The organism is Desulfomonile tiedjei DSM 6799, from assembly GCF_000266945.1.
In the GTDB taxonomy this organism is placed as follows: domain Bacteria; phylum Desulfobacterota; class Desulfomonilia; order Desulfomonilales; family Desulfomonilaceae; genus Desulfomonile; species Desulfomonile tiedjei.
In genome coordinates this window covers 3,875,854-3,901,641 of record NC_018025.1, presented here as the reverse complement: position 1 = coordinate 3,901,641, position 25,788 = coordinate 3,875,854, and the positions used below count along the sequence as shown (strand labels likewise).

Annotated in this window: 19 protein-coding genes; 9 read left to right on the top strand and 10 right to left on the bottom strand. The window is 51.1% G+C overall.

Annotation, left to right across the window (positions count from 1 at the left end; genetic code table 11):
• The first annotated feature begins 51 nt into the window (after positions 1-51).
• The 8 genes from DESTI_RS16490 (at position 52) to DESTI_RS31255 (ending at position 5,422) form a co-directional block, all read left to right on the top strand.
• Positions 52-987 carry a hypothetical protein gene (locus tag DESTI_RS16490; protein ID WP_014811104.1) on the top strand — a complete coding sequence of 312 codons (936 nt, stop codon included), beginning with the start codon at positions 52-54 and terminating at the stop codon, positions 985-987.
• A 310-nt stretch (positions 988-1,297) separates the two neighbouring features.
• Positions 1,298-1,525, top strand: a complete 228-nt coding sequence (locus tag DESTI_RS30805; RefSeq protein WP_014811103.1) for a hypothetical protein — start codon at positions 1,298-1,300, stop codon at positions 1,523-1,525.
• On the top strand, positions 1,525-1,902 hold the full coding sequence (locus DESTI_RS16480) for a hypothetical protein (protein WP_014811102.1): 378 nt from the start codon (positions 1,525-1,527) through the stop codon (positions 1,900-1,902). The genes DESTI_RS30805 and DESTI_RS16480 overlap by 1 nt, the downstream gene beginning before the upstream one ends.
• A 32-nt stretch (positions 1,903-1,934) precedes the next feature.
• Entirely contained in the window at positions 1,935-2,123 is a 189-nt protein-coding gene (locus DESTI_RS16475; protein ID WP_014811101.1) for a hypothetical protein, read from the top strand.
• Between the two features lie 21 nt (positions 2,124-2,144).
• A complete protein-coding gene (locus DESTI_RS16470; protein ID WP_014811100.1) occupies positions 2,145-2,537 on the top strand; it encodes a hypothetical protein in 393 nt (130 codons plus the stop codon).
• Positions 2,518-4,251 (top strand): terminase large subunit, encoded by a 1,734-nt coding sequence (locus DESTI_RS16465; RefSeq protein WP_014811099.1) that lies wholly within the window; start codon positions 2,518-2,520, stop codon positions 4,249-4,251. The genes DESTI_RS16470 and DESTI_RS16465 overlap by 20 nt, the downstream gene beginning before the upstream one ends.
• 3 nt (positions 4,252-4,254) lie before the next feature.
• On the top strand, positions 4,255-4,911 hold the full coding sequence (locus tag DESTI_RS16460; RefSeq protein ID WP_014811098.1) for a hypothetical protein: 657 nt from the start codon (positions 4,255-4,257) through the stop codon (positions 4,909-4,911).
• 154 nt (positions 4,912-5,065) lie between these two features.
• Positions 5,066-5,422: a hypothetical protein gene (locus DESTI_RS31255; protein WP_014811097.1), complete on the top strand. Its 357-nt coding sequence runs from the start codon at positions 5,066-5,068 to the stop codon at positions 5,420-5,422.
• A gap of 97 nt (positions 5,423-5,519) precedes the next feature.
• On the opposite strand, the gene DESTI_RS16450 is transcribed toward DESTI_RS31255, so the two are convergent.
• Entirely contained in the window at positions 5,520-6,392 is an 873-nt protein-coding gene (locus DESTI_RS16450; RefSeq protein WP_014811096.1) for a hydroxymethylglutaryl-CoA lyase, read from the bottom strand.
• 262 nt (positions 6,393-6,654) lie between these two features.
• Here DESTI_RS16450 and DESTI_RS16445 point away from each other — a divergent pair, with 262 nt between their 5' ends.
• A complete protein-coding gene (locus tag DESTI_RS16445) occupies positions 6,655-7,761 on the top strand; it encodes an ATP-binding protein (RefSeq protein ID WP_014811095.1) in 1,107 nt (368 codons plus the stop codon).
• Positions 7,762-8,098: 337 nt separating this feature from the next.
• On the opposite strand, the gene DESTI_RS16440 is transcribed toward DESTI_RS16445, so the two are convergent.
• The 9 genes from DESTI_RS16440 to DESTI_RS29040 form a co-directional block, all read right to left on the bottom strand.
• The gene (locus DESTI_RS16440) at positions 8,099-9,046 is read right to left on the bottom strand and encodes a diguanylate cyclase (RefSeq protein ID WP_014811094.1); all 948 of its coding nucleotides are present in this window, start codon (positions 9,044-9,046) and stop codon (positions 8,099-8,101) included.
• A 260-nt stretch (positions 9,047-9,306) separates the two neighbouring features.
• Positions 9,307-10,560, bottom strand: coding sequence for an adenosylhomocysteinase (gene ahcY / locus DESTI_RS16430; RefSeq protein ID WP_014811093.1), 1,254 nt, complete (start codon positions 10,558-10,560; stop codon positions 9,307-9,309).
• Between the two features lie 68 nt (positions 10,561-10,628).
• The gene (gene metK / locus DESTI_RS16425; RefSeq protein WP_041286256.1) at positions 10,629-11,795 is read right to left on the bottom strand and encodes a methionine adenosyltransferase; all 1,167 of its coding nucleotides are present in this window, start codon (positions 11,793-11,795) and stop codon (positions 10,629-10,631) included.
• 247 nt (positions 11,796-12,042) lie between these two features.
• On the bottom strand, positions 12,043-13,434 hold the full coding sequence (locus DESTI_RS16420; protein ID WP_014811091.1) for an MATE family efflux transporter: 1,392 nt from the start codon (positions 13,432-13,434) through the stop codon (positions 12,043-12,045).
• A 16-nt stretch (positions 13,435-13,450) separates the two neighbouring features.
• The gene (locus DESTI_RS16415; protein WP_014811090.1) at positions 13,451-14,077 is read right to left on the bottom strand and encodes a hypothetical protein; all 627 of its coding nucleotides are present in this window, start codon (positions 14,075-14,077) and stop codon (positions 13,451-13,453) included.
• 158 nt (positions 14,078-14,235) lie between these two features.
• Positions 14,236-14,529 (bottom strand): integration host factor subunit alpha, encoded by a 294-nt coding sequence (locus DESTI_RS16410; RefSeq protein WP_014811089.1) that lies wholly within the window; start codon positions 14,527-14,529, stop codon positions 14,236-14,238.
• Between the two features lie 119 nt (positions 14,530-14,648).
• The gene (locus DESTI_RS16405; RefSeq protein WP_014811088.1) at positions 14,649-16,214 is read right to left on the bottom strand and encodes a B12-binding domain-containing radical SAM protein; all 1,566 of its coding nucleotides are present in this window, start codon (positions 16,212-16,214) and stop codon (positions 14,649-14,651) included.
• A gap of 20 nt (positions 16,215-16,234) precedes the next feature.
• On the bottom strand, positions 16,235-17,047 hold the full coding sequence (locus DESTI_RS16400; RefSeq protein ID WP_014811087.1) for a 4'-phosphopantetheinyl transferase family protein: 813 nt from the start codon (positions 17,045-17,047) through the stop codon (positions 16,235-16,237).
• A complete protein-coding gene (locus DESTI_RS29040; protein ID WP_014811086.1) occupies positions 17,044-24,969 on the bottom strand; it encodes a type I polyketide synthase in 7,926 nt (2,641 codons plus the stop codon). The genes DESTI_RS16400 and DESTI_RS29040 overlap by 4 nt, the downstream gene beginning before the upstream one ends.
• Between the last annotated feature and the right edge of the window lie 819 nt (positions 24,970-25,788).

Genomic DNA, 25,788 nt, shown 5'->3' with positions numbered 1-25,788 from the left:
AGATATCCCGGTTTCAAAAAACAGCGCGAATGAAATTAAAGGAGGATTACCGTGCCCGCAATTACCTCTCGTTTTCGTGTGTTGAACGGTCCGAACGCTTCGGATCTCAAGTCACTACAGACGAGCACAACACCCGTATCCCGTACATCGAGAACCCGAAGATATCGATTCAACTATTCCGCTTCATTCGGACCCGATCTTCTGAAAGCACCTTCTGAGAAGATTGGCGATACCATAGGAGATCTCACAAAGCAGAAAGATGATTATTCCGTTATCGCTCGACCAAACGACCCTGAAGTGCGTGACTACATGTCACACGTTCTCGGAGGACAGCGAGCGCTCATGGACGAATACGTGCAACGGGCCTCGAGGGAAGGAAGATCTCGCGCCGGCATGAACGTAATGGGCGGACCTGATCTCGCTTCCTCGTTGCACCATGATGCCATGAAATCCCTTGCATCCGGCTATTCGGATCGTTTCCGTGAAGCGATAGATTACAACCGTACCACCAAAAGCACTCTTTACCAGCAAAGAAGAGATCGAGCAAAGGATCTTCAAAACCTGTTCGGCATCCAACTGAGCTATCTTTCAAATAGACAAGATCGGCAGGACAGAATGGGCGCTTTTCAACGTGAGGACTGGCTCAGAGAAACGGATCGTGTGCTGTCATCCCGCGACGAATCGCAAAAAACCGATGAGTCCCAAAAATTGAGACCGCTTGCTCATTCCACCCAGAAACAAGTGGTGCAGGAGTCGTCCCCCGCCGTCGCAACGACCCAAGGGAGCGCTCAATCCGACGCCAGCGAGCGGACCCGTGCTGCCGCGGATAAACGCTGGCTGGAACTTCAATGGAGACAGTTGCTGCGGAAAATGGATACACAACCTCTTCATTGGACACGAGGAGATCAGGAACTCTTCGATGCATTGGGGATTCAACTCGGATACATGACTCCCTGGAAACGCTCGTTTAATGTCAAGATCGGCTGATAATAGTATTGCTGCCGCTGAGAATGGAGATCTTCGGTTATGAGTCGACTTTCGTATTATTTTCGTTTTATGGTTGACAAGTTTGGTTAATTATGGTCCCATTGGAGAAAAGAGAGCATACGCATCCTTGTGGAATTCGACACTTTTTCTGGAGAGGCTGACCACCTTCAGACCGTGTTTTACGGCGGCTCACAGCCGGAATGGTCTGGAAACGGCAGTCCAAATCTCAGCACGGAATTATCCTGATCGGTTAATTACGAAATTTGCAGTTTGCATGCTCTCGAAGAGAAATCGGAAAGGGAGGTCTGTCATGGCTGAAGTAAATCATCGAAAGCTCATGTCCAATTCATTCAACAAATTGCACGAGCAGTTATCCCTGGTGAGATCTCATATCGAATCACTCGATGACCCCACCGCTCGAAAACTGATGGAATCGATGGAATTCGGGCTGCTCGCTCCCATGAGGAAGCTCAGAATCCACCTGGACATCCCCTACGACTGGCATGAGAAGAAACTGGAAATGATGGAGACGGCATAATGACTTCACCAGTTACCGTGCAGCAGTGGAAGGAAATCAATGCGCACCGACTGGTGGACTGCCGGTGGGGATGCAGTATGACTCTGGAATCATGCAGGGCTTACCAGACCCGAACAAAACGGTACGTCATTCATTTCGGCGGTCACGGAGAGCAGCATGAGAGAGCGAATGCGGAGTACCTTTCTTGCTTGAATCCCGTGCCTTGTCCTCACCTACTTTCGGATCAGGACCTCACGTCTCCAGCAATGAGTTTTTCTGAAGAGATGCGTTCGACGAAGAAGCATCTGGTCAACCGTGCTCGAGCTGTCGATCGTTTGGTCAACCCGTCATGTATGCTCGAGGAAGCAGACTGGCGCAGATCTCTGGTTAATGTTTAGCCATTTCATTGACACACAAAGGAGCTTTTCCCATGAAGAAATCCGAAATGCATTGTACGAGCTGCATCAAATTTGACGGCAACGACTGCCGCCTGGACCCCAAACCGGTTCAAATTGAAAATCCTTCAGAGTTTTGGTGCTCGCAGGGTCAATGGTCGTGCTGGTCTGAACGGTACCAGGAAATGGAGCCATTCTATTGGGGCGAATGGGAACAGGAATAACGAAAGCAGAGGTCAGCTCTTTTGGCATTACGAAAAAGGAAAACCAGCACATCTGAGGAATTCACGGAATTGAATGGCACCGGCTTCGAACCCTTGTTCGATCCGGAATTGGCAGAGCGAATCAGAGGCTTCTCCCTTGGCGACCTCACGCCATCGACAGCGCTCGAGTTGATTGCCCGGCTCATCGGAGCAGTTCCGGCGTCCCGGAAAGAGGGGTTGGAGCAAATAAAGCTTATGGACAAGCTGTTGAATACAGCCCGGGCCATGATGGAGACACGATTGAAGAACGATGAAGCCGCGGCAATCGCAACCAGACTGGATGAAATGGAGAGCTGGATTAAGCGATTGGCCGAAGAAAAAAAGGGAGACTCGAAAAAGCCCAGGGAAATCTGGAATGGACGAATGGACAGTTGAATCTTCTTCTCATGAAGACAGCAGCTTTCGTAAATCCCGTATACGACTCGGAAAATTATCCGATGCACTCAGACAGATCGTTCCCTCGCAGGGGGACGATCTCTTTCATGTGCAGAATTTCATAGAAAATTTGAAAATTATCAACAAGCGCGGCGAATTGGTGTCATTGATCATGAATCGATCTCAGGAAATGGTCTTTCACCGGTTAATGGAATCGCGTGAAAAACAGGTTCCAGCCCGCTTTATTTGCTGCAAATCCCGGCAACTGGGAATATCGACACTGATTCAAGCATTCATCTTTGCTCTCATAACGCGATATGCATACCGATTTGCGTTGGTGGTGGCAAATTCCATAGAAGGGGCACAGACCGTGTTCTCCACGGCGCAGCGATTCTCCGCTAACCTACCGGACAGCGAGTGTTCGTTCATTCCCGCTTCCAATTCACGGCGTCTCGAGTATCCTGCACCGCATTATTCCAGACTTCAAATCGATACGGCCGCAAACAGGAATCTCGGCAGGGGAGGGACGTTTCACTACGTCCACGCGAGCGAGGTCGCCTTCTGGGAGCACCCCGAAGAGCCGATCCTTGCAATCAACCAATGTGTTCCTCAGCACTGGGATACGCTCGTCTTCTGGGAGTCCACTGCCAATGGTGCAGGGAACCTGTTTCATCAGACATGGATCAGTGCCGAGCGGGGTGAATCGGATATGGAACCGATTTTCCTTTCATGGCGTGAGTTTCCTGAATACAGCCTGCCGGTGGCTCCAAAAGAAAACCTGCAGCTCAGCATCGAAGAAGAGGCATATGCGAGCAGGCATCTGCTGACCAGGGAACAGACAAAATGGGCGCTTCATACGAAACGCAACCAGTGCCACAACAACTGGGACAAGTTTCATCAAGAATATCCGGTAGCTGCAAGACTCGCTTTCGTGTTCACCGGAATGCCCTGGTTCGATCAGGACAGGCTGCAGGAACTCCTGGATAACACTGCCGTTTCGCCATCTGCAAAAGGGTATCTGAAATTCAGGGAAAATTCCGCAGAGCCGGAGTTCGTCGCATGCGAGCAGGGTGCTCTGGATATCTGGAAGCTTCCCCGGACGGATATGACCTACAGCCTCGGTATGGACGTGGGAGAAGGGGTCGGGGCAGACTACACGGTCATTCAGGTGTTATGTAACGAAACCGGAGAAGTGGTTGCGAGATACCGATCAAACCGGGTTCGAGCGGAGATTGCAGGGATCGATGCGTACCTGCTGGGGAGCTTTTATCATTTCGGACTGCTGGGCATAGAGCGAAACGGCCCTGGACTTGCCACCCTAACGGTTTGCGAACGAGGAATGGCTGACGTTCAACAAATATCGGGATATCCGAACCTGTACTATCACACATTTACGGACCGGAAAATACCGGAAGAGACGCGACGTCTGGGATGGATTACCAACAGGACCACCAAAGAGGCAATGCTGAGCCGTCTGGCTCAGGCGTTCGAGAGCGGCGGCATTATCATCTACTGCCAGAACACTCTCCTGGAAATGCAGGGACTCGTCTGGGATGCTGAAAAGAAGGCCTTCAAGCAGAGTTATCGATCAGCGCAATCCAGGCTTTCGCATGACGATGAAATTATGGCCTTGGGCATTGCGTACGAAATGAGAATGCATAACTGGGAGAATCGTTTTATAGCAGGACCGTTGCCGAAAGGAGGAGAATTCTGATCCATGCGAGCCGAGCATCTCGGGGACGGAACGATTGCTGTTTCCGGGACATTTCGTGTTGAGCGATTTACCAGGATTTGGGCGGGTATCGGTTGGCCGGAACTCAAGACAGGATACCTGTGCATAATTGGTGAAAGAGGGGATGGTCGATACCATGCATTATGGGAAAAGCAGGGCGGACTCTTGGAGTTGGGCGACGAGATCCTTCAGGTAAAGGATCGGTTCCTGGTTGAATGCATTTGGATAGATGCACGCGATTCTGTTGCCGCATCGTACGTCAGGACACTGGAAGGACTCTGTTTTTACGAAAAAACCGGAGACCACTCGGATGATTGCATAATCAGCACTGCGAAGCTGTGGACGGAGTTCAAGAATCGCACCATGACAGCAGTTGTTTCGCCGGTTCCGGCGCGGACGCTCAATCACTATCGATCTGCTCTGGAAAAGGTCAGGGGCCTTATTCTCAAGGGGCAGTTAATTGTACACGAGAAGAATTGTCCGGTGCTGGTCTACAGTCTCAGGCAGCCCCTTGATGAATTACTGAAATCACCCGTCATGAGGGCGCTTGTCTGGGTGCTGACCGCTCTCGAGGAATCCAAGGGAAACCTGCAGCAACCGGAAGACGGTGACCCCTGGTATGGAAATCTACCCAGAGAATAGACACAAAAGGCTATCAAAAAAACCGAGTTGATTTTTCCTTTATTTTGATCCACTTTTGGAAACTTAGATGACCTCAAAGGAGTCTCTTACAATCGATGACATCGTTCAGGATTCATGTTAAATAGGAAGTCCAAAATTATCCCAGGAGCCGAATGTGAACCAAGTTACCAGTATCATATCGGAATATGTCGGGGGGGATGCTGTTGCGGCCCTCCACAATTGCAGTCTGGAATCACACCTCATGCGTGGAGATCTTGGCCCTGAAGACGAGAACTGGTCTGGACAGTTCCCTCTGTTTATGAACCCGCGTCGCACTGAGGACATGGACGAGGACGAGGACTTCGACGACGAAGACGAAGATTATGATGATGACGATGAATATGATGAAGATGACGATTATGACGAGGATGAGGACGAGGACTTCGACGAAGAAGATGATGACTACGACGAGGATGAGGACGAAGATTACGACGACGAAGATGAAGACGAAGATTACGATGAAGATGAGTAACTGAAGGAGCTAATAGCTCTCACGGTACGGAAATAGCGCCTGTTCATGCGAATAGGCGCTACGCATCAATCCTTCTTTGGGCTCAATCCAAGCGAACTTAAGCGAGCGCGGAAAAAACCCTCTCACGAGCGAGTGCCAGCGATTCAGGCATAATTCCTGTCGAGTAGCGCATCGAATGCAGCACTTGGACCACTCTTTCCGTTGCAATGTTCCCAACCGCTCCGGGAATGAACGGACACCCGCCCAGCCCCCCGACTGAAGCATCAAATCTTCGCACTCCTGCTGTTAATCCGGCAACCATATTCTGTATGCCTAATCCTCTGGTGTCGTGCAGATGCAAGGTGATTTCGTCCAGGGGCATCAATTCGGCCACGGCTTCGAGTGTGGAACCGATCGACTCCGGGTCGCCCATCCCGCTCGTATCTGCGAGACCGATCTCATCGAGCGAAGATGCTCGAAGCCGGGAAACCATGTCCAATACCCGTCTCAGGTCGATTTTCCCTTCGTAAAAACAACCGAATGCGCACATGAGCCCGGCAGTGACACCCAGTCCTCGGGAACGCGCCGCGTCAATCATGAGAGCAGCGGCTTCCAGAGCTTCTTCAGTTCCTATGCCGGAGTTCTTCAGGCTGTGCGTTTCTGAAACGGAAACATAGATTTCCACATGGGGAATTCCGCACGCAATGGCCTGGTCCAATCCCCGGGCATTGAGAACCAGAGCACTGTATCGCACGCCAGGCTTGCGGCGAATCTCATGCCATACTTCCGCGGTGCCGGCCATCTGGGGAACTCGTTTTGGATTGACAAACGAACCTATCTGAATACGCGGTATTCCTGCATCACCAAGCAAATCGGCAATGTGGGCTCTGATCCCTGGTTGCAGAATGCGAGGTTCATTCTGGAGACCGTCCCGTAGCCCGACCTCCTGGATGAGAACTTCGTTTGTGACTGTTGCTCGTTGCGAATTCACCAATTTCTCGCTGTGCACTAACAGAGTGACCCATATTAAAGGGGAACCCGGAATGCGAAAGGGTGTCGTAGGACAAATATGAGTGTATCAATCCAAGGGTTCACACCGCAAGACGGTTTTAGCAGATGCATGGACTGCAGATAACTGGAAATCAGACCTCGGCTTGACACAAGAAGCCCCAAGCGTTAGAAAGACATTCTTTCCCACGGAGGTTCTCGCACGAGGTGAGGATGTCCGTTTATTTTTTGAAGGGAGGAAGAACATGGAACTTGACATGAATGTGAAGAATCCCGAGCATAACATCAATGTGCCGAATCCCGAGCATTGTGCTTCATTCATATACGATTGCAGCGGTCGGAAGTTCGAACCTGAAATAGCCGAAGAAATCTGGGGTGACATTCTGAGACACAAATGGTTTCTATCCGAGCGCCTGGGAAGGGACGTAGGAATCAAAGTGGCTTGCCTTGATTTCATCGAGAACGCGGATACGCTTCAAACCGGTCTTGAGAATTCGGAGCAGGTTTTTCTCCTCAAGGAGATGGGTGCGCACATGGTCGATCGATCCGTTTGGGACACTATTTCCGATTCCCAGCCTCCGAAACAGATCGTAAACAAGCAGATCGTTCTTCCTTTGACCGAACCCAAGCTCGCAGCGAAGCATGGTGTAAAGCCTCCCAGAGCGATCATATTTTTCGGACCTCCGGGAACCGGTAAGACACACTTTGTCCGGGCAATTGCGGGAATTCTTCAATGGTGGTTCGTGGAAATCAGTCCCAGCGTTCTCATGGCGGATGGAGCCGATCTGGTGGGTTCAAGTCTGAAGAAGTTTATGGAGAAAGCCAGAAATTTGGAAGAAGCGGTTATCTTCATCGACGAATTCGAGGAGATTGCCGGTAGCAGGGAACAGGCTTCCAGAATCGATAAGTCCATTACGAACGAATTCCTCAAACAGGTGCCGCTTCTGAAGAGGTCTGCCAGGAAATCGCTCCTGGTGTGTGCAACGAATTATATCCGTGAATTGGACAGCGCACTGCTCCGACCCGGCCGATTCGATTGCATTATTCCCGTGGGCGGTCTCGATGAACAGGGAAGAAAGACTATCTTCATGCATTATCTGTCGAAAACGAACCGCGGAGATGTGGACATCGATGCAATCGTTTCCATGATTCCGTTTTTCACTCCGGCTGATATCGAGTACCTCTTTCAGAAAGTGACTCAGTTTGCCTTCGAGAAAGAGTACCAGGTGGGAAAAGACTATAAGATCTGCACGGACACTTTCATGGAACTGCTTCCTTCTGTGCGGCCGACTCTGACGGACGAGATCATAGCTGAGTTTCAGCAGGATTGTGACGAATACACACGGTTCTAACCTGAGAAAGCTAGTGCATGCAAACAGAATAGCCCGAACTATTAACAGTTCTAATTTAGGAATAAGGGCGGCAGGGACGCCGCCCACCACCAGAAACTCGATGCCCACCTCGTCTTCATTGTTCTTCCTAGAGTGAGGAAATCATACTTTTCGTCAGTGAAGTGATAAACTGACTGGGATTAAGCGAGGTGACAGGTCCTATCCATGGGCCGGTAGCGGGCGGCCTCCGTGCCGCTCATTTGGATTAACAAAACAAATTCGCCCAAGCGGAAGCGCTTGCTAGGTAATGTATAAGAACTGTTAGGTCTGGGAATTTTGCAGTAACTTCGATCGGGTCTTATTTCGGCACACGGGCAATCACGATATTGTTCTTGCCCTTTTTCTTTGCCGCATACAGCGCCAGGTCGGCACAGCGAATGATGTCTTCTGCATTTTTTGCATGTACCGGGAAGCACGCCAACCCTATGGAAACAGTCAAAATTCCGGAAGGTAGCAAATCCTCGCCATCGAACGGTTCGGCCTCGATTCCCCTGAGAATTCTTCCCGCCAGCTCCGAAGCATGTTCGAGATTCGCTCCGGGGCACACGATCGCGAATTCTTCGCCTCCATACCGCACGACAATATCGTACACGCGGCATACCGATTTGAGCAGGTTTCCTATCTTGGATAAGGCTTCGTCACCCTTTTGATGGCCGTTTCGATCGTTGTAAATCTTGAAATCGTCGATGTCGATCATGAGCACTAGGAATGAAGTGCCCAATCGCAAGGCCTTTTGCACTTCATTTCGCAGAGCTTCGTCCAAGTACCTGCGATTGTGAACGCCCGTGAGCGGGTCCACGTAGGAGAGTTCACGATAGAATTCTCTTTCCATGGCCCTTCGACGCAATTCTCGCAATTCAATGGCTTTCCGAACCGCTACTTGTATCTGGTCTACCGTGAAAGGTTTGATAAGGTACTCGAGAGCCCCTGCTTTCATACATTCCACCGCGTTTTCTATCGTCCCGTATCCTGTCATCACGATTACGTCGGTGGAACTGTTATTCGACTTCAACTTCTTAATTAAAGTAAGCCCGTCCATTCCGGGTAGTCTCATATCAGTAATTATGAGGTCGTATTTATTCTTTGCATTCTTTTCCAATGCATCAGAGCCGTCTTCGCTGACTTCGGCGTGAAAACCCGCAGCTTTGATTGATTCAACCACTATATCCCTGACCATTTCGTCGTCATCGACTACAAGGATTGCAGGTCCGTCTCTATGTTCGTGCCGCGAGGAAGCTAATGTCATGTTTTGACTCTGTGGAAAATGTGTGGAGCGATATCCAGGAACTCAGTCTCCCCCTGCATGGTTCCTATACTCCTATTGTGTTTTACAGACAAGATTTTTTGCAAACGTGGATTGAAAAAGACAAGAATGCTAATAGAATCCAGGACACCCTTTTTGACAGTAAACAGTCTGATGACTGTCCGCAGCAATTCGAATCCCCCCGAATGTGATGAGACTGCCCCGCCGTATGTATTACGACAGGGCAGAATTACATTGTTATATCAGGTTCCCATTTCCCAGGAAGCTAGATAATGCTTTTGTTGATCGGTAAGAGTGTCAATTTTGATTCCCATGCTTTCCAGCTTGAGACGGGCGATTTCATCATCCAGCGCGGTAGGAAGTCGATGGACCTTTTTGGACAAACTTTTTCCCTGTTGCACTAGAAACTCGGAAGCCAGGGCCTGATTGGCAAAGCTCATGTCCATTACCGATGAGGGGTGCCCTTCGGCCGATGCAAGGTTGATCAGTCGACCTTCCCCCAGGATTACGATTCTACGGCCGTCAGCTATAGTAAACTCTTCGACGAAGTCTCGAATTATTCTTCTCTGCACTGCCATGGATTCCAGTGAGGGAATATCGATTTCCACGTTGAAGTGCCCTGAATTGCAAACGATAGCGCCGTCTTTCATGAGATCGAAGTGTTCCTTCCGGATTACACTCGTATCACCGGTAACCGTGCAGAAGAAATCTCCCAGAGGCGCAGCTTGTTCCATGGGCATAACGGTATACCCGTCCATTGCGGCCTCAAGGGCTCGCAGAGGATTCACTTCTGTCACGATGACCCGCGCTCCCATGCCGGCTGCTCTGGAGGCAACACCTCGGCCGCACCATCCATAACCGCTCACGACAAACCAGCTACCGGCCATGAGTCTGTTGGTAGCCCGGAGAATCCCGTCAATCGTGCTCTGACCGGTTCCGTATCGATTGTCGAAGAAGTGCTTGGTATTCGAGTCATTCACCGCGATTACCGGGAACATCAGAACGCCGGTATCGGCCATGCTTCTCAGCCGGATCACGCCAGTGGTGGTTTCTTCAGTTCCGCCGAGGAGATGCTGAACAAGATCCTTACGTGCGGAATGTATGGTGCTCACCAGGTCGGCGCCGTCATCCATAGTAATAGCGGGTTTGGGGTCGAGGCATGCGTTAATGTGCTTGTAATAGGTCTCCGTATCCTCTCCCTTAATGGCGTATACGTGGAAACCATCCGAAACCAGTGCTGCCGCAACGTCGTCCTGAGTGGAAAGGGGATTGGAAGCGCATACATAGAGATCCGCTCCGCCCGCTGCAAGAGTATGAACCAGTGCAGCCGTTTCCGTGGTAACATGAAGGCAAGCAGCAAGCTTAATACCGGCAAGAGGTTTTTCCCGCTCGAATCGCTCCCGAATCATTCTCAGGACCGGCATGCTCCGCTCAGCCCATTCGATCCTCAATTTTCCCGATCCGGCCAGGGACAGGTCTTTTACATCGTATTCCATATACTCTCCTTATGTCAGTTTCAACCGGAGCGCAGCACAGTGCGGCCGGTCGCCGGGACCGGCATGCATTATACGCCCGCCGCTTCCTTGAGTTCCTGAACTTTATCAGTACGTTCCCAGGTGAAATCCGGATCTTCGCGACCGAAATGACCGTGGGCAGATGTTTTGAAATAAATCGGTCTCAACAGATCGAGGTATTCGATGATTGCGGCCGGTTTGAAACTGAATACCTTCGAAACTGCTTGAGCAATCTTCTGGTCTCCGATTTTTCCGGTTCCATACGAGTTTACCATGAGGGAAACCGGTTCCGGGTACCCGATGGCGTACGCTACCTGCAACAGGCACTTTTCCGCCAGACCGGCAGCAACCACATTCTTTGCCACGTAGCGGGCCATATACGATGCAGATCGATCCACTTTGGACGGATCTTTCCCGGAGAATGCTCCGCCGCCGTGGGCTCCGTATCCGCCGTACGTATCCACAATGATTTTACGTCCCGTGAGTCCGCAGTCTCCCAGCGGGCCGCCCACGACAAATCTTCCTGTGGCATTGATGAGATACCGGGTGTTGTCGAGAAGATCCGCAGGGATAACTTTCTTGATTACTTCCTCGATTATGCCTTCTTTGATCTGATCGTATGTCACATCGGGAGTGTGCTGAGCCGCGACGACGATCGTATCGACACGGGTCGGTTTCCCGTTCTTGTATTCTATTGTGACCTGGGATTTTCCATCGGGTCTGAGGAAAGAAAGGGTACGATCTTTACGGACCAGAGAGAGCCGTTCGGTCAACTGATGCGCATAACTGATCGCCATGGGCATATATTCAGGTGTCTCAGTGCATGCAAATCCGAACATAAGGCCCTGATCGCCTGCCCCCTGTTCGCTGAACAATCCTTCACCTGCGGTGACTCCCATGGAAATGTCGGGTGATTGCTTGTCCAAAGTAACCATTACCGCGCAGGTGTCGGCATCAAAACCCATGGCAGCGTCGGTATATCCGATATCCCTGACTGTTTGGCGCACAAGTTGCGGAATGTCCACGATTGCTGTGGTGGTGATTTCGCCTGCAACAAGAGCCAAACCGGTCGTCACGAGTGTTTCGCAAGCCACCCGGGACTTCGGGTCTCGAGCGAGCATCGCATCCAGAACGGTATCGGAAATCCTGTCTGCAACTTTATCCGGGTGCCCCTCGGTAACAGATTCCGATGAAAACAAATAGCTTCCCATCCCCAAAGTCCTCCTTCTGGACCATTTTGCCTGTTTGTAGAGGATGCCAAAGTACCTGTCGACGGTCCGGTTACCCGCGCGACGCGGCCATGCCATTCAGTCCCGCTCTGTCCTGTAAAGGGGTAATGCGGTCAGGAGTTTGGCAGCTACTACGAAAAAGAAATATTACACATATCCTGAACGTCCCGTCAAGAGAGAACCACGGCAACGCCACAGGCGATTGTCCTCAAATTTGTGCCAATGTTTCTGATGATTACCTCTTGATCATATCAATTGTCTTCCAATACCCCGAGCGGAAACGATAAAAGAAAACCAAACCCAAAGTAACCACATAAACGACAGCCCAGAACCACACTATACCAAGTCCCCATTGAAGATATTCAATCATAAAGTACACCGGGGGAATGAAGAAAAACCATGCGAGCAAAATCTGGGCTCGCATAGTGAATTTTGTGTCTCCTGCCCCTCTGAGGGCACCATTGTACACGATGAACATGGTGTCGAATACCGTATAGATCGCAACAAGCCTTAGTATCAGAATGCCCTGGGCAAGTACGGCTCCGAACTGGTCGTCGTGCTCCGGTCGGAACATTTCGATAAAGACACCCGGGAAAATCATATAAAGCAAAGCAAGTGTGGAAGAATAACTCAGAGCCAGCACCATTGAAGATCGGACGCTCTTTTCCGCAAGGTATGGACTGCCCTCTCCAAGGTATGCTCCCACGAGCATAGACGTAGCGATTGACATTCCAACCATTGGCAGAAAAGATAACATTTCTATGCTTAGGACTATATTGGTCGCGGCCAGGCTTGCTTCACCCAACCTTCCCACCAGAAGGACAAATACCGTGAAAGAACCCACGTCCAGGAAAAACTGCATTCCTGAAGGTAAACCGAAACGCAGCAGAAGAGCGAACATCGGTTTATCGAAACCATAAGCTTTTCGCGTCCCGTGCGTGCCTGCAAATCTCCGGGACAGAAACAGGGCAGCCCAGTAGATCGTGGGTACACCGCTGGTCAGAGCAGTTGCAAGACCTGCTCCATAGATTCCCAGTTCGGGAATCCCGCAACGACCGAAAATAAAGACGTAATCCAGCACAGCGTTTGCGGCATTGGCTAAGAGGTTCCCCCACATGACCACATTGGTTTGTCCTCTCCCCGAGAAAAAAGAAGAAAGGGCCGCATTCAAAGGAAGAAGCATGCCTCCCAGCATCAAAAGAGTGAAAAATCCTTCCTCCAATTCCAGGAGTTCGGGGCCGTGACCGCCCCATCTGAGCACCGCCTTTCCCACAGGTATCATGCACAGGATCAGTGGAGCGGAAAGCGCAGAAAACCATATGCCCTGCCACACTGCTTTCGCACAGGATTGCTTGTCTCCGGCTCCGTGGTACTGAGCTACAAGAGTATTGACGTACTGTGCGGTACCAAGAAAGAAAGAACAAATTGTAAAGTACGTAATCCCTCCGGGAGTCGAAGCGGCAACGGCACTTTGGCTATGCCACGAGAGGAACAGGCGATCGATAAAAAGCATGAGGGTGAGTGAGGCTGTCGATAAAACCAGCGGAATTGCTATCTTAAGGACTTCTCTATAGCCACCCGGGACGAGAGAATCTGAGGAATCATTCAAGATACTTTTGAGGGACACGGGAGAGACTGCCGGATCAGGGTCTCTTGATCTTGTTCAAGAATGAGCGAATCTGATCTGTGGTGGATTTCTTCTTCGACTCGGAATGTTCTTCCTGAATACGAATTTCTTCGGTTGGAGGAAAATCATCCTCGTCCTTACAGGTGGCTAGGAGTTCAGTTGGCGGATCCTGCGGAGGTTCCTGGAATATTTCCACCTCTTCAGTCGGCGGAAAATCGTCCTGCTGCTGGCGCTTGCGAACCCGGACCGTTTTGCTCTCATCAATGTAGAAGTGATCGCCTGAAGCGCTCAAGTTTTCCATCACTTCTTGAGACGGTGCAACTTCCGCTGGAACTGCACCGCAGGCAGGACATCGTGCAAAAGGGCTGGGATGCGGGTGACTGCAATTCGGACAGATGTAGAGCCCGGAAAGGAACTGGGATTCCTTGGCCAGATCCCTGCGAACAGCCATTTCTTTGCGTTTTTCAAGATCCAGAGGGCTTATGACATTCTTAGTCAATAAGGCCTTGATTAAACTCACAAAAGCTTTTGCCGATAAATCGTATTTATCTCTTAGCTCTTGATCCGACAGACTGGAGCTAAAATCCGCAAGAAAACTGTTGAGCGGGACTTTTAACCGAGCTTGTTCGCTCTTTACTGTCATTTCTTTACCCGATAATCGGAATCGGCCAATCCCTTATCACATCTTGCCGTACCGGCTGACGCATCCCTGCTCTATGCATCACGTTCAGAGGCCTTACGAGTCGAGGAAAATTGGCTTCCATTGCTCGGGCCAAAGCGGTGAGGTTGAATTGCCGAGACCTACTTGGAGACAAAAGAATTCACAGCTTTTTTCAGGACGGGTGAGTATTTCCACGTCACTACTCTGCGTGCATCGAGGATCAATTCTTCACCGGTCTGCGGATTTCTTCCACGACGCGAATGTTTGGATTTAACAGTCCATTTTCCGAAACCCGATATCATTACGTCTTCGCCTTCGATAAGTTTCTGCTTGATTATATCCAGCAATTTTTCAACGATCTCGGTGGCTTCACCTTTCATAAATCCGCAATCGTCTGCGATTTTCTTCGCAATGTCAGCCTTTGTCAGTGTCATCATGCCCTCCCAAAAATAAAGCAAAAAGAAGTCTGTTACTTATATCAATGCACGTCAGGAAAGGCAAGAAATTTCTTCGACTTCCGTAATAAAAGCCTAGCTGCAAGCCTCATTCGAACTCACGAGACCGTATCACGGAGCAAACGTCCGGCGTATCCCTGTTTGCGCAAAGAATCTTTGAGCAGTCCGGCAATATCCCGCGGCCTGAACATGAATCGAATTCCCGTGCTCAAACCCAAGCTGTTGGCAGCGCGAAAGTATCGCCAATAAGGTCTCGGGAGTCTCAGCATCTTGAACACGAAAGCTGCGACCTTGGAGAATACCAGGACTCGTTCGTCAAAACCCAGATATATTTCCGGACAGCTTGCAGCAGCCTCTGACATTTGCTTCACTGCCTCATCGAGATCCAGATCTTCCGAAAGATACCATAAAGCTGTGGCCGCATCCGTATCAGCCGAGACAAAGCCCTCTCTGCATGCGATGTCCCAGAGAGTCGTCCCGGGGTATACTCGCACTCCTGTGAAAAAATGAGCAACGTGTGTCACCGGGCGTCCGTTCTTTTGTAAGTACTTCAAGGCAAAATCGAGAGACTCCTTGAGCGTCTTGTTGGTTTCGCCCGGACCTCCGATCATAAAAAACCACCAGGCAGCAAATTCCGTTCTATTGATTGCCTCCGCTGCGTGAAACACTTCATCCGGATCGAAGCCCTTGCGATAGCTCCTGATCATTGTCGGAGATGCCGATTCGGGAGTTATCATAAATGCCCGGAATCCGGCCCTCCACATAAGGCGAAGGTACGTGCCGTCAAGGTTTTTGGGATTCATCCCCATTGCGGTGAATTCGGCTTTCCAGGGTCTTCGCGCTATTTCTTCGAGAACTGCGGCGGAATGATCCAATGGATCGTTAAACACCGAATCGACAAACTCGAATGATTTGGGGCCGTAGCGAAAGAGTGCATCCTGAATTTCATCCACTACGTCAACGGGAGATCGCAGGCGCAGTCTGTTCCCCTCGATGGACTGATTATAGGTACAGTAGATACAGTGTTGTCTGCAGCCCCTCTTAGTCTGGATATTATAGCTGCTCCCTATTTTGAGATACGGCCGCAAATCGATCCATTTTCCCAGGTCGGGAGTCTTTATGGAATTGAAATCCGGAAGCTGGGGCTTGGTGAGGATGAATTTGCCGTTCTCCATCGTACCGACGCCGGGTATTCCTGCCGGGGAATCGCCTTTTTCCAGCGCTTCCAATAAGCGCACGAAGCTTGCTTCTCCATCGGACACGACAATATAGTCCGCTTTCAGAAGCCTTAGTATCCTGGAAGGCATCAAACTTGCCCCAGAGCCACCCACTACCACCGGCACATTGGTACATTTCCTGATTTGCTGCACTATTTGCACTATCTCGGGCAGATAATTTATGGAATGCAGCATATTGACATTATCGATGTTTCTGACGGAAATGCCTATTATTTCAGGATGAAAATCCTTGATTGCCTGTTCCAGTTTCCGGCCGAAGTTTCGTGGAGCGAAGCACAAATCGAGTACACTCACCTCGTGCCCGGCTGATTCCGCTGCCGCAGCCACGTAGCAGATGCCCAGCGGTGGAGCCGCCAGTAGATCTTCTTTTCGATTGCTGTTTATGAGAAGAATTCGCACAATACCTACCCCTGAACCAAAACGCAAAAAAACGGCTTCCTCCTTTATCACGGAGAGAAGGGAGTATCAATAAACGTAACGGTCAACCAGGCAAATTTCTGCTTAACATATCTCGCGAAGGCCATTCCCGGGGTATATTCAATATTAGAGAAGAGGGGGTTTTCCCGTTCGGGTAGATCGAAATGGCGTCCATTCCTTTGCCGGCACTGAGACAGCGAACTGAACGTGCATATTTTTTCCCGCGCTTTATCGTTCAACCATAATTTAAAGCACAAGGTCTCGTTATCTTTGGAAGTATACTCTGCGAGCACGCTGAGTGCATCGAAAAGGTGGAATCCGGACCCCAGAGCTTTCGCGAAAGACTCCTTTACGGACCAGAGAAGGGAGGCCGCTTTGTGGGGATCTCCTCCGGTGATTCGAAGGGCATCGCTCCATTCATGGGGGTAGCAGATTTTCCAGACCGGGTATCCGTGAGGAAATTCCGCAGGACTCGCGGAATCAAGCCCTATTTGTGGGCCTGATGCACACGCTGCTGCCAGAATCGAACCAGCGGAACGGGAAAAAGAGATTGGCGGTCCGATCCTGTTTCCGGCCATTACTGCGGGCTTACCAAGTGCAGAGGTGATAATTCTCAGCGATCCGTCCGGAGGCGGGCAGAGATTTCGAGTGCTGAGTTCATGCCACAAACGATGCGCCAGGAGTTCCTTTATTCTCTCGGCATGTCGCTTGCTAATCTCATTGCCTTCGAAACAGCCGTAAACGGTAAATCGACCTCCCAGTTTCAGGAAGCTCACGGCGTCGAGTTGATTTACGGGGAGAAGTCCTCTGCGCAAACCTGCTCCTCTTGCGGAAACGTTCATTTCGAAAACCAGCGCATCATCAGATTTCTCGTGTACATCACCAGCCTACCGTCTTGATCGGTCGCTCTCGTATCCCAGCCGATACCTTCATCGTTCCTGCTTTTCATTCTTGCTTCAAGGGTGATGATTTCTCCATCGAAGCAATTCCTGAAGAATCCCATTTCGCCGATGCGAACAGGAATCATGGAGCGCTTTTCCGATGGTTGTCTCATGATAATGTAGAAGTTTACAAGCTGCATTAACGCTTCAAGCAAATATGGTGAATAATGATATCGAGACTCCACAGTTCCGGAAAAATCCCGGGAAATACTATAAACCATTCTGCCTTTGACAGCGCCTTCACAGGTGCCGTCCAGGGCTTCCATTACTCGATAACGATCTTGCATATCGGTCCTGTCGATGTACCAGTTAATTGCTTCTTCATGGTCCATAGGACGCGTGTCCAGAACAGCGGAGTCAATAGGAGCGAAATCCTCCAATTCCCGCAGATTCATTGTAGCAGTTCCTAGGATAACTGTCGCCCTGTAGTTGTCATGAACACGGTCCACAATACGTCCCGTGGGCGAAATCTCCCTGGTCGCGAGAGAGACGTCGCAGGCAGCCTCTCCGCTTCGTTCATACGCACTGCGGCAACAAATCTCTGCAGTTCGCTCTTTTCCGGGGGGACATTCGATAATGTTCAGGAACTGAGCGTCGCGGACACCCTTCACCCTGAGATGAGGATAGAGAATCGTGGATGCTTCCATGAATGTCTCGATCGCCATGATTGCGGAAACCAACGGATATTTCAAGAACTTGAACGGTTTGTGATCCGATACCCAAAGATCGCGTTCCTGAGAGAACGCCCGCTCGGCAACCAATTCCTTTCGTGCCAGGTCAAGTCGCTTCACCGAGTCAACCATGGGAAACATGCTTTTCGTGAATTCCACTGTCCCTGCAGCCATGTTTTCCCCGGCTTCCGGTCCTGAGGAAATCAGTCTGACCGTGCAGACATCCGGGAGGGATCGCATGAAGAGGACCCAGATATCCTCAGGAGAAGCCACGAAAAGTTCTCTCGCCACAAGGGAAGCCAATTCTTCGGCGTGAACGTACTGGGCGTTCATACGTTTCATGAACAAACGAATGTCGGGATTTTCCGCCATTCCGGCCCCTTCTATGGGGGGCAGCACAAAAGCTTTGAAAAGCACCGAATTGTTCAGCCCGCGCCAGTGGGTCATGAGCGCTGCCATCATTCTGTTTGCCGCAGCATAATTGGATTGACCGGGATTGCCCTGAATCGATGCAGCAGATGAGAGACACGCGAAAAATTTGAGGCCCAGATCTCGGGATGCATTGAAAAGATTCAGTGCGCCTTCGTATTTCACTGCGATCACAGATTTGAAATCATCAGGGCTCATTTGTGCTATGAAGTTGTCTCGTAGAATTCCCGCGGAATGCACGATTCCATCAATCTTGCCGTATCTGGAGACGATTTCCCTTAATGCATATTCCACCTGTACAGGATCGGCCACGTCGCAGCTTATGTAAGTAGCTTCAATTCCCGAGGTCCGCAACTTTTGCATGGTCTCGTGAATCTCCGCTGCTTTGCCGTTCTCTGAGACGTTAGATTCATCCTGGGACGTCAGTGCGGTTCGTCCCAACATGACCATTTTACAGCCAAAAGGCACAAGACTGAGTGCGATGAAAGGAGTAATACCCGAAGCGCCGCCGGAGAATACGATTACGTCATCTGAAGTGAGAGTGAAACGTTGCTCGTCTTGTAGAACAGTGTTTTCCGGTGATGCTTCGAGGGTGAAGACTTGGCCTTCCTTATGAATGGTTTCTATGACCTTCTGACTCCGGTCGAGAGCGCCGCGAATTGCAGTGCTGACGTCTACGTCAGAATCAAGCTTTACGGAACGGAACTGAACGGACGAGTATTCCTGGGCTGCACTCAGGAACATGGCCAAAACACCTTCAGCAAGGAGATTACCCAAACCGTTCGGGTTTTCCGACTTGTTCACCAGGATGGCAAATTTCTTGGCAGGAGATGACAACAGTACTTTTAGAGCGGAGAAGAATCCCGTGAGAATGGTTGACAGATCCTGGAGTTCCGTGACTCTTTCATCGAACGCTTCATCTATCACGAAAGCCAAGCCTGCCAGAGACTCGAATTCGGACAAATGCTGTACAGCGGAATCCGCCTCCGATGAGGATCGAAAGTCAAAACCTTCTCCCTCTGAGCCGCTATCCAGGAAAGCCACAGGAACGATATTCACTCCGTAATCCCGTCGGAAAACATCCCCTAATTGCTTCCTGATCCCCGTTCCCGCGGTAGGCGAAAAGACGCTCACGCAATCAAGAGGACTCAGTTCAACAGGCTGAAAGCTCCCCATATCGAGAGGCACATGCTTGAACGTCAAACGTTTAATCGGCTGTTTTTCTTCAATCGGGGCAGGTTCGGTGACTGTCGGAGCAGTTTGTGGAGCTGCAACATGTTCCTTTTTGCCGACCGTCTTTTCTTTCTGGCGTGACATTACTCGGGCTATGCGGTCGGAGATGTCCCTGATTGTGCGGACATCCATGAAATCTTCCAGCTCGATCTTGATCCCGAAATGGCTTTCCACGGAATCCATGATCACCGGCAGCCGACTTGATCTGATGGAGAGATCTTCTCGGAGATCCATGTCGGGTTCGATTTCATCTCGGTCGTACCCGGTTGCTTCCATAATGATGCGTATCACCATCTCCGTAGTGTCAAGACGGTTCATTTCCGGTGTTTCCGCTTCGGGCAGTTCCTCTCGGGCCGGTGATTCTTGCACGGAAACTACTATCGGTTCCTGTTGATGCACTATCTGCACAGGAATTTCCGAGCGGGGAAACATCCTCGATACCAGCGCATCGAGTGCTGCCTCATCAAAGTTCGGATCGATCTCTTTCCGGATACTGGAGAGAATGCCGGGCCGCAGAAAACGACCGAAGCTCTCAAGGACGAATGCTCCTATCTCTCTGTGGACTATCTCCTCCATAGGATGAGAAGCCGTCGCGTAGGAGCGTACTGCAGGCGGATTGACAGCCTGCTGAACTTGCGCCACCTGAGTCTGAGTGCTCGCAACAGGAACTTTTTCGGCAATTTTGCCCGCTTTGGGGAATTCCACCGAGTGCAGCTTTTTTCCTACCGGGAGATGTCCCCGAGCAAAGAGCTGAGCAAGTGCGGTTTTGTACATCACGGCTTCGACGGAGGGCAAGCAGGTCTGCAAACACTCAGCCTGTTCGATCGTGTCTGAAATGAGGTTGCTGAGAATGTCCCTCGGACCCACCTCAACAAAGAGGCGCACTCCGTAATCGTTCCACAGAGTTCGCACATTATTCATCCAGTGAACCGGAGATTCCAGATGTGCCATAACTATGCGCTTGATCTCGGTTGAATCCGGTGGAAACGGCTCGGTTGTTGTATTGGAGATTACCGGGATTTGAGGAGGATAAAACGGGATATCAGCGATAAATTCGTCCAACTCATCATGAATGCATTTCATAATTGGAGAGTGGAAAGCCATGCTGACCCGGAGCAACGTGTTCCTGAAGCCGTTTGCCTTGAGCTCGACTCCGATTTCTTTGATTTTCTCGGAATTTCCGCCGATTACAATCTGATGATTGGAGTTGAGATTGGTTATGTACACATCATTGGCTCTGGACAGGACTTCTTCCACCACTTCCTGCGGGGCGTCCACTGCCATCATGACTCCGGGGTCCACATTCATGGTGCATGCTTTATCCATACAGATTGCACGTTTGTTTACGATGCGGAAGCCGTCTTCGAAGGAGTACACTCCAGCCAGGCATAGGGCCGTCAGTTCGCCGAGACTGTGGCCGGCAAGGGCTGTCGGCCGAATTCCCAATGAAATGAGATATTGCACCATGGCGTATTCCATGGTGAAAAGGGCAGGCTGCTGCCAGCGGGTCTTTTGAAGATCCTCCTCCCGGTCATGAAAAATCAAGTTGAGAATATCGAAGTCGGCTACGTCAGCCGCGCGGTCCATCCATTCTCGAATTATCGGGAACGTCTGATACAGCTCATAGCTCATTCCCGCGTAGTGAGAACCCTGTCCCGGAAATACAAAGGCAAGTGGTACGGGAGGAACGTCTGCGGGGCCGAGATGGATTCCCTGTCGTGCCAGGACTTTTATGCGCTTTGCGGCAACAGGACCGGGATCGGTCAGAGGTTCCGCTGAAGCAATGAGAGATCGGGCCTTCTGGTCTGATTCGGCTACTACCGAGACCCGGTAGTTCTTTTCGCCGATCCTGGTTTCGTAGAAGGATATTCCCCGGGGGAGAAGATCTGCGTCGGTTTCCATCGATTTTTCCATAGGTGTCGCGACGAGGACTGTGTCTCGAGAACTCAAAGATTGTTCAAGCTGTACCACGTAATTGGAACCTCCAAAACCAAATGCATTTACTTGAAATCTTCTGGGCCTACCATTAGAAGTGTTCCACTCGGCAGGTTCGGAAAGAATGTTAATTCCCGTGCCTTCAATACCGGTCTCCGGGTCGATAGTGTGGCAGTTCAATGTTGCGGGCAATATCCCGGCCTTCATGGCCATAACGCCCCGAATCAGGCTGTTGATCCCGGATGCGCCCAGAGTGTGCCCGATCTGTGACTTGAAAGATGTGAGCACCGTGCGGCTGTCGCCATTGTAAAAAGGCTTGAGCGCCTGAACCTCTTCCACATCTCCCTGGCGTGTACTCGTGGCGTGACATTCAATGAGGTCTACCGTGTCCGGTCCGTATCCGGTGTCCCGGAAAGAAGACCGTATGGCAATCTCCTGAGTCGTCCGGGAAGACTCGACCATTCCCAGGTTATTGTTGCTGGCCCCCATGGAGGTGATGTACGCGTGAATGTTCGCTCCACGCTTCTTGGCAACGCTTTCCCGTTCGATCACGATCATGCCGCCGCCTTCGCCCAGGACCATACCATCACGATCCGCGTCAAAAGGTCGGCTGGCTTCTCCCGGCACTCGCTCGACTCCCGAGAGACCTGCCAAAGCACCCAGTGCAGAGAATTCAAGGAAATGCATGGGGGTGAGGAATTCTTCTCCTCCTCCCACTACAGCAGCATCAATGATGCCGTTGCGTATCATCTGAACCGCACTGTAGAGCGCCACCAGAGCGGTTGCGCATGCAGCGGAAACAGAAAAGCTCGGCCCCATGAAGCCGTATTTGTTGCAGATGAAGCCGCCTGCAGAGCAATTAAGCCTTCCAAGGAGCGTGGTGTCATCGATCGCTATTCGCCCTGATTTGACCGCTTCAGAGACTGCCTCCTCCATCGCTGAATCCATGGGGAGCACGCTCTTGACTGCGGAAACGATTTGCGTCAGAGCACCCCGTATAATTACGTCCTGGAGTGTCGCTGCAGCTTCGCCGGAGTTCTGGGAGATGAGAACCGCAATGCGCTCCCGGGGAATGTCTGAATCGAGAATTCCCGATTCCTCCACAGCATTCCGCGCGAGCCACATGCTGATCTTGGTGGCGTCGGTCATGGTTCGGAAATCCTGGGGAGGGACTCCGATGTCCTTTCGTGTGACGTCGATGTTCTGGAAAGCTCCGAATCTGCAGTAGGTCTTTTCCGGCATGCGTGGACGAGGATGAAAGAACAGCTCGTGATTCCACCTGGTATTCGGAACCGGAGAAATGCCGGATTTCATGCCGAGACTCGCAGCCCATACTTCTTTAGGGCTATTCCCCAATGAATTCACGATACTCATGCCGGTAATGGCGATTCTTTCGACCTGTCTGTCTCCACCGGAAATCTGGATTGCTCCAGCAATCGATTGGCGACGAGGCTCGACGATTTCAACCAGTTCCGGTCGGGTAGGGGACTGGGAGCGAAGCGGACCTGTCACAGGCAGTCCTTCCGCCAGTGGTGCCGAAGCAAGCTCTTGATGTAGTTCGGCTACGGACATTACCCTTTCGATTACTCCGGAGCAGGCGCCGCTCATGAACTGTCCTTGCGTTATGCAACTGGTGTCATCGAGAACCGTCCCACCCGGACGATCCATTGCACGAGCTGCAATGAACAAACTACCCGCGCTGAGTGCCTCTATTTTGTGCCTGAACGATGATTCGTCCTCGGACCCGGAAGCAAAATCCCGTTCAAGAGAACAGATTGCGTCTATTTTGGGAGTCTTCAGAGAACGGACTCTGAGACCGGTGCCTTCTCCCGTAACCACTGTTCCACCGGGCTCGGCACTCAGGATCATCCGCCTGTAGATTTCCGATAGGGCACCTGTATTCACGATTTCATCCGTGGCAAGATACACGGTCCCCATCTGGACGGCATCGGCTCCCAGCATAGATGCCATGAAAGCGGTCTCACGCGTGCAGACTCCACCTGCCAGGATGATCCTGCGATCCTTGAAGAGGTCGGGATTGCGATACTTGAGATCGGCAATCATCTGGGCGAGTGTAACCGTACTGTGCTGTCCCACATGCCCGCCGGCTTCATGACCTTCGCAGATCACGTACCGAATGCCGGTATCGAAAGCCATTTTCAGGAGCTCTTCGTTCGGCGCGATATAAATCGGCTCGATGCCGTCTTTCATGAACTCCAGAGCATGAGATGGTTCCCCCGCAGCGATAACGGCAAAACGCGGTTTGATCTTCCGAATCCACGCAAGTTGCACATCTCGGTGAGGATTTTCGGCCAGAGCAATCATGTTTACTGCATAAGGCCTGTCTCCCATGAACTCAGCGATTCCACCAAGTTTTTCCTCAAGGACTCTTTCGTCCATCATCCCGAGCGCAATGGTGGGGAGACCGCCTGCATCGGCAATCTTTCTGCCGAATTCCGGATTATCCGTTATCCATGACATTGCTCCCTGGATAAACGGGTACGCAGTGCCCATTTCCATGGCAATGCGACTCGCAGCAAATGCTCCCGCGCGTTCGGGCGCAAGTGAAAGACACGTGTCTACAGCTTCCAGGAAATTTGTAATGCTCTCCTCAGTTCCGGAACCGAAGCGCTGGACGAACGATTGCGCAAAGGAAGCCTCCACGCCGAGAGGAATCAACTCATCGCGGGAAAAGGTGCTGTCCAGCGGAGAAACCCATTGTGACAGGACCTGTTCGGTAAAGAATCGCCGTTGTTGGTCACCTATTTCAGAGCCACACAAGGAACCGGTGAAATCTTTGAGCTTCTTTACTGCCTTTGAATTGCCTTTATTAAAGAACCGGCATGGTACGCCGAGCGACATACCTGCGATATCCGTATGATCGGGCCGGAGATTCGCTATTTTCTGCGATACGGCATTGTCCGCAGCAGCCAGATCGGTCAACCAGTGAACGCTCTCGCATACTATCCCGCCACAGCCTGCCGCCAGGAATGCTGCAGCCGCTTCCGGAGTAGCTATTCCACCCCAGATGGAGAATTGCGGCGGCTCGGACAGAGAAGGACTCAACTTCCGAACGAACGAGTACAGGCTGAATATAGTTTCCGTGCTCACAAATCCGGACGCTTCGCTTCCTTTCAGGGCAATCGATCGAATTTCCGGATACTTGAACAAAATGTCTCTGCAAAGGCGAACGTCTCCTACGATGGGAACGATCTGAAACTCCGCCGGAAAGGATGCAATACTGTCGAGATGACCGGTAAGCTCTTGCGGTGACACGTACGGATGCAGCTCAATCCATACCGTGCGCAAGCCCGTATCCTGCAGGAACTCTTCGAGATGAGGATCGGAGAGGGCCGTTTGGGGGAGCTTCAGATGCACGTGATTCGGGTCGGCATCGGCCTGGAGAAGTGAAATCCCGGAAGCGTTCCAGTTTCCATGCGAAAGATCGAAAATAATTCGTGTTCCGGTTTGGCGTGCCGTTTCTACGACAGACGATTTGATGTGTGTTGGTTGCCATACAAAAGCAATGAAAGGAGTATCGGAGTAGCGGTCCATTCGTACGCACCTTTTTCGGCATTAAGTCAAACTTTTACTATAGCATATCCAACCAAAGTTGGAAGTCCCAAAAGGTCTTTTGGAGCCAACGCACTGATTAGTCTGAATGAAATCATCTCTTTAAATACGTTGCCCACAGGGGAAATAGCATGTACTGACAGTTTTGGCAATACTACGGATCTTCAGTTGAAAGGGGTAGGCGGTCGGGTCCATTCAAAAGGATTACGGGGATGCATTGAGTTCATCTCACCGGGATGCTGAACCGGCTCTTCTCCGAATAACCGAATAGGTGCTCCGGTGGGCAATCGTTCAGTTACAAGCGGGCACTTGGGATTCTGCGCCCTGGAAGGGCGGCTCAATAGTAGCCACGGGTGTCAGAAAGTGTCTCAAAAATCATGAATCCACAAAAAATCGTGCCACGATTCATCGTCCTTGTAGGGGCAGGTTCGTGCCTGCCCTCCTGCAATGACCGGCACGGAGGCCGGTCACTACCGGGCACCCACGAGGGGCGCCCCTACAATCAGGCCGTGAAGATGATGAAAAAATCGTGCCACGATCTGGGATAAATTTCGACTTTTGAGACAGCCTCGTCAACCCGTGGACAGCGCGATTTTCATAAGCATGGTTCAACGACCCTGAAAGGGTCGACCAACAGGCAATGATTCCCAAATGTTATTGGTGGACCCTTTCAGGGTCCTGAAGACGAAGGATTTGCCGTTCCACTTCCGTGGGTTTGCACCCACGGTTACTGCTGGGTAGCCCCCTCTTCGGGGCTGAAGAAACCTCTCCCATGTGTGACCGAATAGGTGCTCCGGCGGG